Below are 13904 nucleotides of genomic sequence, written 5' to 3'. Positions count from 1 at the left end.
GGGAAGTTTGAATGGATGCTGAACCAAAAAAGGCAATAAGAATAGATACGAAGATAGCAATACCTTCGTTAGCTATTGTTGCCATATTGATTTATTTCACGGTTCGGGACCTGGATGCCGCTAATCAGGTGATTAATCAGGTCTTTCAATATGTGACCTACAAATGGGCCTGGGCATTTGAGTGGTATATGGTCATCATGCTGGGCGGCTATTTCTGGCTGCTCTTTGGTCCTTATGCCAATAAAAAGCTGGGTGATGAAGAGCCTGAATTCAGTACTGCCAGCTGGATCTTCATGATGTTTGCCTCGTGTACGTCGGCAGCCGTACTTTTCTGGGGTACGATTGAAGTTTATTACTATATCCTCACGCCTCCATTCGGTATCGAACCTTTCTCTCAACAGGCAAAAGAATACGGTGTTGCCTACTCTCTCTTCCACTGGGGACCTTTACCCTGGGCAACCTACAGTCTGTTAAGTGTTGCTTTTGGCTACTTCCTGTATGTGAAAAAGGTCAATGTTATTCGCCCCAGTAAGACCATTGAACCATTGGTGGGTGAAAAGCACAGTAACGGCCTTTTTGGAACCTTCGTAGATAACCTGTACATCGTTGCGCTGATTCTGGCGATGGGTACCAGTCTTGGTCTGGCGACACCACTGGTTACTGAGTGTATCGAGTATCTTTTTGGTATTGAGCGTAGCCTGGAAGTTGATGCGACCATTATCTCTTTCCTTATTGTTTTCAACGCGATCTGTGTGGCCTTCGGTCTTCAGAAAGGCATTCGTATCGCCAGTGACCTGAGAAGCTACCTGAGTATCTTTGTGCTTGCCTGGGTTCTGATCGTTGGTGGTACCACCTTTATTCTGAATTACTTCACCGACTCCTTTGGTGTTCTCCTGATGAATGCCGGCAGGATGCTGTTCTATACCGATGCCATCGGTGAGAGTGGTTTTCCTCAGAACTGGACCGTCTTCTACTGGGCCTGGTGGATGATTTACGGCATCCAGATGTGCATCTTCCTTGCCCGTATCTCCAAGGGCAGAACGGTACGTGAACTCTGTCTGGGCATGGTGGGCGGTCTGACTCTGACCACATGGACACTCTGGGGCATCCTCGGCAGCTATACCGTTGAGGTTATGCACAAGGGACTGCTGGATATCAGCACCATCATCAGTGAGAACGATGTACCACGGGCCATTATCGAAATCTGGGCAACATTGCCACTCAGCACCTTCACCATCGGTGTCTTCCTGGTGCTCTGTTTCCTGGCCACGATCACCTTGGTAAACGCCTGTTCTTACACCCTGGCCATGTCTACCTGTAAGGAAGCGACTGGTTACGACGAACCACCACTGTGGATTCGACTTGGCTGGTCTCTACTGGTGGGGATTCTGGGTATTACCCTGCTTGCTCTGGGTGGCCTGAAGCCTCTGCAGACAGCAATCATCGCAGGGGGCGCGCCACTGGCCATCGTAAATATTCTGGTTATCTGGGCATTCCTGAAAGATGCCAAAAAGAATCGCTGGTAAATCCGTTTTTCAGTGAAGCAATAGTCAATTAAGTAAGAAGAGTATTAGACATGGATTTTAATTTATCTGACGAGCAGGAACTGTTTGTTGCGGGTGTCCGCGAACTGATGGAAAGAGAGAACTGGGAAGCCTACTTCGTTGAATGTGACGAAAAGCACGAATACCCACTGCGCTGGGTGAAGGCTCTGGCTGAACTGGGCATCGACACAATGCTGCTGCCAGAAGAACACGACGGTATGGATGCTGGTCTGGTTACTCTGACCGCTATCTGGGAAGAGCTTGGGCGTCACGGTGCGCCTACCTACGTTCTGTATCAGCTGCCTGGTTTCAATACCATGCTGCGTCATGGTACCCAGGAACAGATCGACAAGATTTTTGCTCTGCGCGGCACTGGCGAACAAATGTGGAACTCCGCCATTACTGAGCCAAGTGCCGGTTCTGACGTAGGTAGTCTGAAAACCACTTACACCCGCAAGGATGGCAAAGTTTACCTGAACGGTCACAAGTGCTTTATCACCAGTAGCTCCCACTGTCCTTACCTGGTGGTGATGGCCCGCGACTCTGCTTCTCCAGACTCACCGGTCTTCTCCGAGTGGTTCGTGGATATGAGCAAGGCTGGCATCAAGCTGAACCCACTGGACAAGATCGGTCTGCGCATGGACAGCTGCTGCGAAGTGATTTTCGATAACGTTGAGCTGGAAGAGAAGGACATGTTTGGCTCTGAAGGCAACGGCTTCAACCGTGTTAAGGAAGAGTTTGATGCTGAACGCTTCCTGGTAGCCTGCACCAACTACGGTGTTGCCCTGTGCGCCTTTGAAGACGCTGCCAAGTATGCAAACCAGCGTATCCAGTTTGGTGAAGCCATCGGTCGTACTCAGCTGATCCAGGAAAAATTTGCTCACATGGCGATCAAACTGAACGCCATGAAGAACATGGTTTATGAAACTGCATGGAAGTGCGACAACGGCACTGTGAACTCCGGTGACGCTGCCATGTGTAAATACTTCTGTGCCAATGCTGCCTTCGAAGTAGTGGACTCTGCCATGCAGGTACTGGGCGGTATCGGTATCACTGGACATCGCGTTGGACGTTTCTGGCGTGACCTGCGGGTTGACCGTGTTTCCGGTGGATCTGACGAAATGCAGATTCTGACTCTCGGTCGCCAGGTACTGAAAAAGTATCGTTAATCTGTCGTTAACTGAACCTTTGGAAAGGGCTGACCCTGCGGGGTTACCTTTCTGAAGGTGAATATATTGCTTAGCGGGGGAATGAATAATGTCCAACAAGGTGTCTACACCGGAATTTGGCCCTTTGCACGGGGTCCGGGTTGTTTTTTCAGCGCTTGAAATTGCTGGCCCATTTCCAGCCCAGATGATGGCGGAATGGGGTGCAGAAGTTATCTGGATCGAGCACACCAAATATCCCGATACCATCCGGGTAATGAAAAATTACCGCGAGCTGGCGCGCCGTAATCTGCACAGTCTGTCCATCGATATCTTCTCTGAGGAAGGCAAGAAAGCATTCCTCAAGCTGATGGAAACCACCGATATCTTTATCGAGTCCAGTAAAGGACCAGCCTTCAAACGCCGTGGTATGACCGATGAACTGCTGTGGGAACACAACAAGTCGCTGGTTATTGTGCATCTATCAGGTTATGGCCAGTACGGTGAAGATCAGTACATCAACCTGCCTTCTTATGACCACATTGCCCAGGCATTCAGTGGTTACCTGGTTCAGAACGGTGATGGTGATCAGCCAGTACCTGCATTCCCATACTCTGGTGACTACATCAGCGGCTTCATGGTGCTGAGTTCCGCCCTGGCGGCACTTCACAATGCTAAAAGAACCGGGGAAGGTGAAAGTGTTGACGTTGCCATGTATGAGGCTCTGCTGCGAGTCAGCCACTATTACATGATCGACTACTTCAATAACGGCACGCTCTATCCCCGCACAACCAAAGGTAAGGATCCAACTCAGGTAGGTTGTGGCGTTTATCGCTGTAATGACGGCTGTATCACCATGTCCTGGGTAGGTGGTCCACAGATCCGAAGGTTGCTTGAGGTTCTGGATCATACCCACATTCTGGGCACTGACGAGTTTCCTGAAGGTATTCCTGGTATTCGTGCTGATAGTTCTCAGGGGCAGATTCTGGAAGACAAGCTGGATGCATTCTTCGGTGAGAAAACCATCGATGAAACGCTGGAGCTGCTGGAGTCCATGACCATCGCTGCGACCCGTGTGCTGACCATTCCTGAACTGGAAAGCCACCCACAGTACATCGCCCGCGAAAACATTGTTGAGTGGGACACGCTGTCTGGTGGTAAGTGCAAGGGTTCAAACATTGTTCCTAAATTTACCAAAAACCCAGGACAGATCTGGCGGAGCACACCATCACGGGGTATGGACACCGCAAGTATTCTGAGTGATCTCGGATACTCGGATCAGGAGATCCATGCTCTGGCAGAAGTCGGTGCCGTCAAGCTGGCTGATTAAACGACGAACGTTTGATTATTGGCTGGCTTTTTAAAAGCCGAACTTGAAAGAGTGAACTGGGCAAGAGCGCATTTTGGTGAACTGTCGGAAAAGACCGTCTGATTTTCCGGCAGCTACCCGAATGCCTTGAATAAATAACCGGGGTTTGCAGGCGAATTGCTCAGCGATGAGGTGTTACATTGGACTTGGTTGGCAATAAAAATTTACGTGATACATGGGATCGGCTGGCTCAAGCGTATGCTGAAAATACAGCCATTGTCTTTGAAGATGTATCAGGTAAAACCAGTGAACTTTCATACGCTGAGTTTAATCATCAGATAAATCAGGCTGCAAACCTCTTTCTGAAACTGGGCGTTAAAAAGGGTGACCGGGTTGCTACCCAGTTATTCAACAGCCCTGAATTTTTAATGAGTTGGTTTGGTCTGGCGAAAATTGGAGCCATTACCGTTCCGATTAATGTGCAGTCCCTGCACCACGAAGCCAGCTATATTCTGAAGAAATGCCAGGTAGAAACGGTCATTGTTGAGAAGCAGTTTGTTTCTCTTTATCAGGAAATCAGCCAGAAGGATGGCATTCCTCTTGAGCACATCCTGATCACACGAATTGAAGAAGATGAAGAACCTGCTGGTACTTTGAATTTTGGTGCCCTGTTAAGAAAGCAATCAACAACACTTGAAAAAACAGTTCCTTTAGACAGCAGTGATCCAGTAGAGATTATTTTTACGTCGGGCACAACGTCTCGACCAAAAGGTGTGGTGATTACGCACTACAACCTTAACTTTTCCGGAATATATACCTCCTGGTTATGCTCTCTGCGTTCAGAAGACCGGTACCTGAGCACCATGCCAGCCTGCCACATTGATTTTCAATGTACTGCAGCGATGCCAACGTTTGCCTCAGGCGCCACGCTGATCCTGATAGAGAAGTACAGTGCATCTCGCTTCTGGAGTCAGATCTGCCATTACCGGGCAACCGTGACCGAATGTATTCCGCTGATGATTCGCACCCTCATGCTGCAGCCAGAGAGAGCCTGGGAGAAGGGCCACTGTCTGCGGGAGGTTATGTTTTATCTGACACTTTCTGAGCTGGAAAAAGATCAGTTTTCAGAGCGCTTTGGTGTACGGCTGCTGACGTCTTATGGCATGACCGAAACCATCGTTGGCAATCTGGGTGATACCCCCGGCTATGAGCGTCGCTGGCCATCCATTGGCAGACCCGGATTCTGCTACGAAATCAAAATTGTCGATGATCAGGGTAACGAAGCAACACCAAATACCACCGGTGAAATTGTCATCAAGGGTGAACCAGGAAAAACGCTGTTTAAAGAGTATTACAACAACCCGGAAGCAACAGCAAAAGCACTGGACAGTCATGGTTGGCTTTATACCGGTGATAGCGGCTACATGGATGAAGACGGCTATTTCTATTTTGTTGACCGTAATGTCAATTTGATTAAGCGCTCCGGCGAAAATATTTCCAGCTCTGAAATTGAAAATGCACTGGTCTGCCATCCCAAAATTATTGAAGCCGCCGTTATCGGTATTCCAGATGAAATGTATGACGAAGTGGTTAACGCGTTTGTCATTCTTAAAGAAGGTGAAACATTAAGCACTGAAGAAATTCTTGAATTCTGTTCAACCCATATGGCGGCTTTTAAAGTGCCAGCCCATGTGGAATTCAGAACAGAGTTTCCAAGAACCTGTACAGGAAAAGTACAGAAAAATGTATTGAAAGAAGAAGTGCTTTCCAGATCTGAATTCCAGCAAGTTGAGAATTATCTGATTAACCGGAATCACACAGCTGAAATCAGGGTGGATACCGTACTGAATTAAGAGTGAATGTGTTGAACAAGTCTGATGCGGGTTTTTGATGAATGGTGTGCATGCTGATTGTCATCAGCATGTGATGAATAAAAAACAAACATATCGATAGACGCGGAAGCAAAACCATGACGATTAATACAGATCTGGTAGGTAAGGTATATGGACCCTATGAAACTCAGTATGACCTGAATGATCTGCTGGCTTTCGGGGTGGGCAGTGGTGCCGCTCAGGATGGTAAAACCGACCTGGACTGGGCATTTGAAAAAGACCTCAAGGTAAACCCTGTCTTTCTGGCGACTATCGATGCGTCCGACAAAGTAACCGAGGATATTAATTTCGGTTTTAACTGGGATGGTGTTCTGCACTGGGGGATTGATATGAAATTCCATCACCCCTTTGTCAAAAAGGCAGGCAAGCTGACCACCAATATTACTCTGACCGGTCTGTACGATCGAGGTGAAGGCCGAGGCTGCCTGGCACAGAAAACCGGAGAAACCTTCGATGAGGATGGCAACAAACTGCTGACCATCGATAACTGGGATATCTGTCTATACGACGGTGGTTTTGGTGGGCCTAAAGCACCACAGGACATCGTGGAGATGCCGGATCGTGCCCCTGACTTTGAATTTGATGACCACCTGAACCTGAACAGTGCCCTGGTTTTCCGTCTGATTGGTATCTATCACCACCTGCACGCTGACTGGGAATATGCCAAGGAGTTTGGTTACGAAAAGCCTTTCTATATGGGCCTCGGTCTGGCGGGTCTGGCATTCAGACACATCACTAATCAGTTTATGGGACGTCGTCCCGAACGCATGAAGCGTTTCAAACTTCGTTTTACCGGCGTCAGCTATCCGGGAATGGATGTGCGCACTCAGGTCTGGGAAATGCCTGACCAGTCCGTTCGCTTCCGTGTAGTCGATGCCAACAATCCTGAAACCATTCTTTTGAATTTTGCCTTGGCTGAGTGGCAATAAAGGCGAACGACTGAAAAATTAATTTCGTCAGGAGTACGACGATGGCTTTAAAACTGGATATGCAGGGCAAAACATACGGCCCTTTTGAACGGGAATATGACTTCCGTGAACTGATTATCTTTGGCCTGGGCTGTGGTGCCGGTGCCGATGGCAAGACTGATCTTGAGTACGTTTACGAAAAGAATCAGAAAATTCTGCCGATGTTTGCTGCCATGCCGATTGTGGACAGCGAAGTCACCAAAACCATCGACTTTGGTTTTGAGTGGGGTGGTTCCCTCCACTGGGGCTTTGATCTTCAGTTCCATCAGCCGCTGACCAAGCTGTCTGGCAAACTCAGCACCAAAGTATTACTGAAAGGTCTTTATGACCGTGGTCCAGGTCGTGGCTGTCTGGCTCAGCATATTGGCGAGACCTTTGATGAAGATGGCACCCTGCTGTTTACCAATGAAAGCTGGGATTGCTGTCTGTACGACGGTGGCTTCGGTGGTCCAAAAGCACCAGCGGATATTGTTGAGATTCCTGAGAGAGAGCCTGACTTTGAAGTTGTGGAACAGGTGCCTCTGAACCAGGCCATCATTTACCGTTTGAATGGTGACTACCATCCTCAGCACATTGACTGGGAATATGCCCAGAAGTTTGACCATCCCAAGCCAAACCTGCATGCAGTAAGTACTGCCGGTTTTGCCTGCCGTCACATCATCAACACGCTGTTGCCTGGTGAGCCTGAGCGCCTGACCCGCTTCAAGACTCGGATTACCAAGTCTCTGTACCCAGGCTGCACCATCAAGACCCAGATGTGGAAGTGGGATGACAACTCCATCCACTTCCGTGTGATTGATGCCAACGATCCAGAAATCGCATATCTGAATTACGCCCTCGCTGAGTGGAAATAAAGATGCATACCCTCTGTTCCGGTGAGCAGAGGTCGTTTTGAAGTATGTCCGGGGCAGAGTGCTCCGGGCAGTTTAGGTAGAAAGCTGAATGACTATGAAAATTATTGTTGGATGCAAACTGGTACCTGAAGAGCAGGATATCGTTGTACAGGCCGATGGCTCACTGGACGTTAGCCGTGCAACGCCAAAGATCAGCCCATTTGATCTGAATGCTATTGAAGCAGCTGTTGAAGTAAAAGGCCTGGTGGGTGAAGCCCACATCACCGCTCTGAGCGTGGGTGACAAGACACTGGAAAACAGCAAGGCCCGTAAGGACATCTTGTCCCGCGGTCCTGACGCCATGACTGCGGTTATGGATGATGCCTATACGCATCTGCTTCCAGAGCAGACGGCCGAAGTGATGGCAACTGCCGCCAGAGAGATTGGCTTTGACCTGATCCTGTGTGGTGACGGTTCCGGAGACCTTCTGGCTCAGCAGGTCGGTACCCGTCTGGGTGCACTGCTGGATGTCGCCACCCTGAGCGGCGTCAGCAAAATTGTTTCCGCGAACAACGGCAAACTGGTGGTTGAGCGTGCACTGGAAAGTGAAGTGGAAGTGCTGGAAGTCACTCTGCCTGCCGTTATCTCTGTTTCTGCAGACATCAACACCCCTGCGATTCCTGGCATGAAGGCCATTCTGGCTGCCGGTAAGAAGCCAGTAGGTACGATGACACCATCAGCGCTGGGCGTGGCGCAGGGTGCAGCATCGGTTGAATTGCTGGAAACCAAAGCACCCAAGCAGAAAGAACGCCTCAACGTCATGATTGAAGGCGACGGTGAAGATCAAATCGCTGAGCTGGTAAGCCACCTGCGTAAAATTCTGAATTGATAGGTTGACCAATGAGTAAGATTGCAAACGTTTGGGTTTTCAGCGACGTCGAATCCCGTCAGGCAGAAGTACTTGCCGGTGCCCGCGAACTGGGTGATACGGTTTCTGCCTTTGTTATTGGCACAGATGGTGATGTAGCAAAAGCTTACGCCCAGGGTGCTGACAAAGTTTATCTGCTGGGTGCCAGAGAAACTTCACGCATTGTTGAAGATTACGCTGACACCATGGCCAAGGCCATCTCTGAAGCTGCCGATTCTGCATTGATTCTGCTGCCAGGCACTCGCTGCTGTAAGGCTCTGGCTTCACTGCTGGGCGTTAAGCTGAAGGCGGGTGTGGTAACTGAAGCGTATGACGTGACCGTTGAAGACGGTGGTGTTACCGGTAAGCGCATGGTTTACGGTGGTCTCGCCCACGGTCAGGAGAAAGTGGCTTCTCCGTTTGCCGTGATGGTTGTCAGTGGTGGTGTATTTGCACCTGAAAGCGAAGACGCTGCCAGAACCGGTGAAACCATCAACGTTGAATTCGTTGCACCAAAAGCAGCCATCAAGTGTCTGGAGCGTCAGCCTAAGCAGGCTACTCAGGTAGACCTGGGTAAGGCCAAGCGTATCGTTAGTATCGGCCGTGGTATTGCCAAGAAAGAAGACATTGCCATGGCTGAAGCCCTGGGTGCTGCCATTGATGCTGAGCTGGGTTGTTCCCGTCCAATCGCTGAGAGCGAGAAGTGGCTGGAGCAAGAGCGTTATGTGGGTATCTCCGGTGTGATGCCAAAACCAGAACTGTATCTGGCACTGGGTATTTCCGGACAGATCCAGCACATGGTTGCTGCCAACAGTGCCCAGGTGATTGTTGCAGTGAACAAGGACAAAAATGCTCCGATCTTCCAATACGCGGACTACGGCATTGTTGGCGATCTTTACAAGATCGTGCCAGCACTGACTGCTGCGTTTGGCGAGAAATAAGCATCAGCTGATTCGCCGTCCGGTCTCCGCTGCCTGCTCCCCGAAAAAGATAAGACATATGCTTTTACGGGAAGCGGCCAGCGGGTTGCGGAAAGCGCTCTTATAACTGGCAGGGAGACGTTCAATCATGGGTGAAATCATTTTTTCATTGTTTATTGGCAGCTTTCTGTCAGGTGTTGGCCTGTTGATGAATAGAGTCTTATATCTTGAGCAAAAAAGACACAACTCTAACAATCAGCAAAGCATTGATAGTAACAATATTGAAGAAACATCTGTGACAGCACCGGAAGCATTACCGGGCGCACCTGTGGGAAGTGGGTTATGAGTATTTATGCCGCCGGCGTTCTTGTCAGCATTGTTGTATTCGTGTTGATTGGTGCATACGCCGGAATGAAGGTTAAAGGCATTGATGATTATTATGTCTGCGGTCGCAATGCTCCCACGTTATTTATTACCTGCACCTTATTTGCCTCCATGCTCAGTACTAATGGGTTTATGGGGGATACCGCTTTCAGCTACGGTGGCAACATTACCACCATGCTTTTACTGAATACGCTCTGTGCCGGAGGGTATGTGATCGGTGGCCTGTTTTTTGGTCGCTATATTCGCAGGGCCATGGTTAATACCATGCCTACCTATTTTTCTAATCGGTTTAACAGCCTTCGTATTCGCCGGTTGGCTGCCATGATTACGGTAGCCTCCCTGTTCGCTTATCTGATCAGTGTTCTACAGGGTACCGGCCTGCTGATGGAAACATTAACTGGTTACAGTCGTATAACCTGTCTTTTGATTGCCTGGGTCGGCATCACCCTGTTTACCTTCTATTCCGGTGCTCGTGGAAGCGTATTGACAGACACCGTTATGTGCCTGTTCTTCCTGGGCATCACGATCTTTGCCGGGCCTTATGTATTTGAAGCCGCAGGTGGTCTTGAGAATCTGCTTGATACGCTGGCCCGTAATCCAGAAACGCCACCGGGACTGCTGGATTACCACGGTAACCCTCGTGGTGGCTCCGAGTTTGATATGGTGTTTTACGGCATCACCATGGGCATTATCTGGCTGGTAACCGTTGCCGTCAGCCCCTGGCAGGCTGGCCGGAACCTGATGGCGCGAAATGAACATGTGATTCTGCGCTCCAGTGTGATGATGGCGCTGCTGACGGTAATTTTTCTGCTCTACCTCTATCTGATGTCCATCAGTGTCATTCCTGTGAATCCAGCGATGGATCAGCCTGAAAAGGTCATGATCTGGGCTGCCATGGAGTTAATGCCTCCGCTGGTGGGTGTAGCTCTGCTCGCGGGTATTCTGACTGCCGGTCTTACTTCAGCATGTACTTTTCTGTCGGTGGTGGGCTTCAGCCTGTCCAGCGATATTCTGAATATCAAGTTTGCCAGTGAGAAATCACAACTGCGCTTCACCCGTGGGATGATGCTGCTGGTCAGTTTACTGTCACTGATGATTGCCAGTATGGATATGGCCAGTATCCGTGTCATTGCCTGGTTTGCCAGCACGATCATCGCGGCATCCTGGGGTTACGTTGCTTTTGCCAGTGTCTGGAGTAAGAAGCTGACAGAACGTGGCGCTTACCTGGCCATGGCGGGCGGTTTCTTTGGGTATATGGTCGCTAAGCTGCTTAAAGAGCTGGCCGGTGTGCCATTGGTTAATCTTTTTGATCCTTTCTTTATTGGCGTAGCCATCAGTATCGTGCTTGGTATCTGGGGCTCAAAAGGCCAGACCAAGACCATCGAAGAGATTACTTACCAGGACAAAATTCACCAGATACCCGCATCAGAAACGGTGGCGGCAGAGTATGTCAGAAGTCGCTACTACGGCTGGATTATGGTGGCTGCCGGGGTATTGGTTTCCACCTTTCTTATCTATTACTGGGCCATCCCATATAACGCTCTTTTAAGCCAATAAACAGCGTGGGCCGGAAAAGTTTAATCAATAAATGGAATTGCACTACCAGGTGCATATCGTTAGAAGTGAGGGGACACCATGTCCGAAGATAAATTTGATGTAATCATTGTCGGGGCAGGACTTGCCGGTTGCATCAGTGCGTACCTGTTAGCCAAGGCCGGTCTGGAAACACTGGTTATTGAACGGGGCAACTTTCCAGGGTCAAAGAATGTGACCGGTGGTCGCCTTTATGCCCACAGTATCGAGAAAATCTTCCCCAACTTTGCTGAAGAAGCTCCTGTTGAGCGCTGCATTGTCCATGAGAAGGTCTCTTTTATGGATGGCAGCAGCAGTGTGACGCTTGACTATGCAAGCCCTGAAGCCGCAGATCCAGGCAGTCGCTCTTATGCTGTGCTGCGTTCAAAATTTGATCAGTGGCTGGCAGAACAAGCTGAATCTGAAGGTGCCAGCATTGTTCCGGGTGTTCATGTTGATGATCTGATTGTTCGCGACGGTAAGGTCTGTGGTGTTATTGCCGGTGGCGAAGAGATGGAAGCCGATGTTGTGCTTCTTGCCGATGGTGTGAACTCCATGCTGGGCCAGAAGCTGGGCATGGTGACCGGTGTAAATGCACACAACACCGGTGTGGGTGTTAAGGAAGTCATTGAGCTGAGCCGCCAGCAGATCAATGATCGTTTTGGTTGCATGGATAATGAAGGTGCTGCCTGGCTGTTTGTTGGCTCACCTTCTGATGGCCAGATGGGTGGTGGCTTCCTGTACACCAATGAAGACAGCGTTTCTCTGGGGCTGGTGTTTGGTCTGCATAACATTGACAAGGTCAGCAAAAGCATTCCTCAGATGATGGAAGACTTCAAAAATCATCCAACCGTTAAGCCGCTGATCGCTGGTGGTAAGACCGTAGAATATTCTGCCCACGTTGTACCGGAAGGTGGTTATGACATGGTGCCGAAGATGGTGGGTGATGGCGTTCTGATTGCCGGTGATGCCGCAGGTCTCTGTCTGAATATTGGCTTTACCATTCGGGGAATGGACCTGGCCATTGCCTCCGGTGAAGCAGCTGCCAATGCCATCATCAAGGCTAAAGAGGCGGGCGACTTCAGTGAAGCGGGTCTGGCCTCCTACAAAACAACGCTGGATAACAGCTTTGTGATGAAAGACCTTCAGCTCTATAAGAAGGTTCCCGGCTTCCTGGATAACCCAAGAATGTTTAACCAGTATCCAACCATGATGACCGGCATCATGAAAGACCTTTACACCATGAACGGCACTTCTGCTCCACTGCGGAAAATTGTGATGCCTCACCTGAAGCAGGCCGGTTTCATGAACCTGATTAAAGATGGCTTCAAGGGAGCGACTGCGCTATGAGCGAGAAGGTCAATGTTGATGTAAAGCTGGGCATTAACAAATTCTTTGTTGATGAAGGCAATCCTCATATCGAACTGGTTGAGAATCCGGATCCGGCAGAATTTGCCAAGCTGGAAGCTGCCTGCCCTGCTGGTCTTTATAAGCGTGACGAAAATGGCAATATCCATTTTGACTCCGCTGGCTGCCTGGAGTGTGGTACCTGTCGTATTCTCTGTGGTGACACCATTATCAAAAAATGGCACTACCCACAGGGTACCTTTGGTATTGAGTTCCGCTACGGCTGAGTAATTTTAAAACGCTACGCGCCTCCCGCTGCCCGTCGTCCGTAAAAGCCAGGATAACCTTCGCTTATACGGGAAGCGGGCAGCGGGTGACGGGCAGCGTTTTTTAAGGGAGTTATCGAAATGCCCTGTTATGAGTTTGAAGGACTGGTACCGGTGGTAGACCCTACTGCCTATGTCCATCCAACCGCGGTGTTGATTGGTGATGTGATTGTCGGGCCGGGTGTTTATATTGGCCCTGTTGCCAGTCTGAGAGGCGACTATGGTCGCTTGATTCTGGAGGAGGGTGCCAACCTTCAGGATGGCTGTGTAATGCATGGCTACTGCGATATGGACACGGTTGTCGAACGTGATGGACATATCGGCCATGGCGCTATTCTTCACGGTTGTGTCATCCGTCGAAATGCACTGGTTGGCATGAACTCGGTGGTAATGGACGGTGCTGTTATCGGGGAAGAGAGCATTGTAGCGGCCATGAGTTTTGTGAAAGCTGGCTTTCAGGGTGAAGCAAGACAGCTTTTGATTGGTTCACCGGCCAAACCGGTTCGTCAGGTGTCTGATCAGGATATGCACTGGAAAGGTTTGAATACCAAAGAGTATCAGGACCTGGCCATCCGCTCTGGCAAAACCATGAAAGAGGTGATGCCATTGGTTGAAATGGAGTTGAACCGACCTCGGCTGATGGGTACCACTGACGTGAAGCCTAAAATATCAGCCTGATAGAGCTTGTTACAACGTATTTGGTGCCCATATAGTCACCTGCTATATGGGCATTATTGTAACTTCAGTAGATAAAAAA

13 protein-coding genes are annotated in these 13904 nt (G+C 49.6%); all 13 read left to right on the top strand.

Annotated elements, in window-relative coordinates:
• Positions 1 to 11: 11 nt before the first annotated feature.
• The 13 genes from caiT to caiE all read left to right on the top strand — a co-directional run bounded on the left by caiT (position 12) and on the right by caiE (position 13825).
• Complete coding sequence (gene caiT / locus GV64_RS01360; protein WP_020581991.1) at positions 12 to 1526, top strand: L-carnitine/gamma-butyrobetaine antiporter; 1515 nt, start codon at positions 12 to 14, stop codon at positions 1524 to 1526.
• Positions 1527 to 1576: 50 nt separating this feature from the next.
• A complete protein-coding gene (gene caiA, locus GV64_RS01355) occupies positions 1577 to 2713 on the top strand; it encodes a crotonobetainyl-CoA dehydrogenase (protein WP_020581992.1) in 1137 nt (378 codons plus the stop codon).
• Positions 2714 to 2801: 88 nt separating this feature from the next.
• Positions 2802 to 4019: an L-carnitine CoA-transferase gene (caiB, locus tag GV64_RS01350; RefSeq protein WP_034843901.1), complete on the top strand. Its 1218-nt coding sequence runs from the start codon at positions 2802 to 2804 to the stop codon at positions 4017 to 4019.
• A gap of 179 nt (positions 4020 to 4198) precedes the next feature.
• Positions 4199 to 5851 (top strand): crotonobetaine/carnitine-CoA ligase, encoded by a 1653-nt coding sequence (gene caiC, locus GV64_RS01345; protein ID WP_020581994.1) that lies wholly within the window; start codon positions 4199 to 4201, stop codon positions 5849 to 5851.
• A gap of 116 nt (positions 5852 to 5967) precedes the next feature.
• Entirely contained in the window at positions 5968 to 6819 is an 852-nt protein-coding gene (locus GV64_RS01340; protein ID WP_020581995.1) for a MaoC/PaaZ C-terminal domain-containing protein, read from the top strand.
• Positions 6820 to 6860: 41 nt separating this feature from the next.
• Positions 6861 to 7712 carry a MaoC/PaaZ C-terminal domain-containing protein gene (locus tag GV64_RS01335; protein WP_020581996.1) on the top strand — a complete coding sequence of 284 codons (852 nt, stop codon included), beginning with the start codon at positions 6861 to 6863 and terminating at the stop codon, positions 7710 to 7712.
• Between the two features lie 88 nt (positions 7713 to 7800).
• Positions 7801 to 8580 carry a putative electron transfer flavoprotein FixA gene (fixA, locus tag GV64_RS01330; RefSeq protein WP_201772455.1) on the top strand — a complete coding sequence of 260 codons (780 nt, stop codon included), beginning with the start codon at positions 7801 to 7803 and terminating at the stop codon, positions 8578 to 8580.
• A gap of 11 nt (positions 8581 to 8591) precedes the next feature.
• The gene (locus GV64_RS01325) at positions 8592 to 9539 is read left to right on the top strand and encodes an electron transfer flavoprotein subunit alpha (protein WP_020581998.1); all 948 of its coding nucleotides are present in this window, start codon (positions 8592 to 8594) and stop codon (positions 9537 to 9539) included.
• A 127-nt stretch (positions 9540 to 9666) separates the two neighbouring features.
• Positions 9667 to 9864 (top strand): hypothetical protein, encoded by a 198-nt coding sequence (locus tag GV64_RS01320; protein WP_020581999.1) that lies wholly within the window; start codon positions 9667 to 9669, stop codon positions 9862 to 9864.
• Positions 9861 to 11459: a sodium:solute symporter family protein gene (locus tag GV64_RS01315; protein ID WP_020582000.1), complete on the top strand. Its 1599-nt coding sequence runs from the start codon at positions 9861 to 9863 to the stop codon at positions 11457 to 11459. The genes GV64_RS01320 and GV64_RS01315 overlap by 4 nt, the downstream gene beginning before the upstream one ends.
• 78 nt (positions 11460 to 11537) lie before the next feature.
• Positions 11538 to 12824, top strand: coding sequence for an FAD-dependent oxidoreductase (locus GV64_RS01310; protein ID WP_020582001.1), 1287 nt, complete (start codon positions 11538 to 11540; stop codon positions 12822 to 12824).
• Positions 12821 to 13108, top strand: coding sequence for a 4Fe-4S dicluster domain-containing protein (locus GV64_RS01305; RefSeq protein ID WP_020582002.1), 288 nt, complete (start codon positions 12821 to 12823; stop codon positions 13106 to 13108). The genes GV64_RS01310 and GV64_RS01305 overlap by 4 nt, the downstream gene beginning before the upstream one ends.
• Positions 13109 to 13228: 120 nt before the next feature.
• Positions 13229 to 13825, top strand: coding sequence for a carnitine operon protein CaiE (caiE, locus tag GV64_RS01300; RefSeq protein ID WP_020582003.1), 597 nt, complete (start codon positions 13229 to 13231; stop codon positions 13823 to 13825).
• Positions 13826 to 13904 lie beyond the last annotated feature (79 nt).

The sequence above is a fragment of the Endozoicomonas elysicola genome, from assembly GCF_000710775.1.
Classification (GTDB): Bacteria; Pseudomonadota; Gammaproteobacteria; order Pseudomonadales; family Endozoicomonadaceae; genus Endozoicomonas; species Endozoicomonas elysicola.
This window is presented reverse-complemented; position numbering and strand designations above follow the sequence as displayed.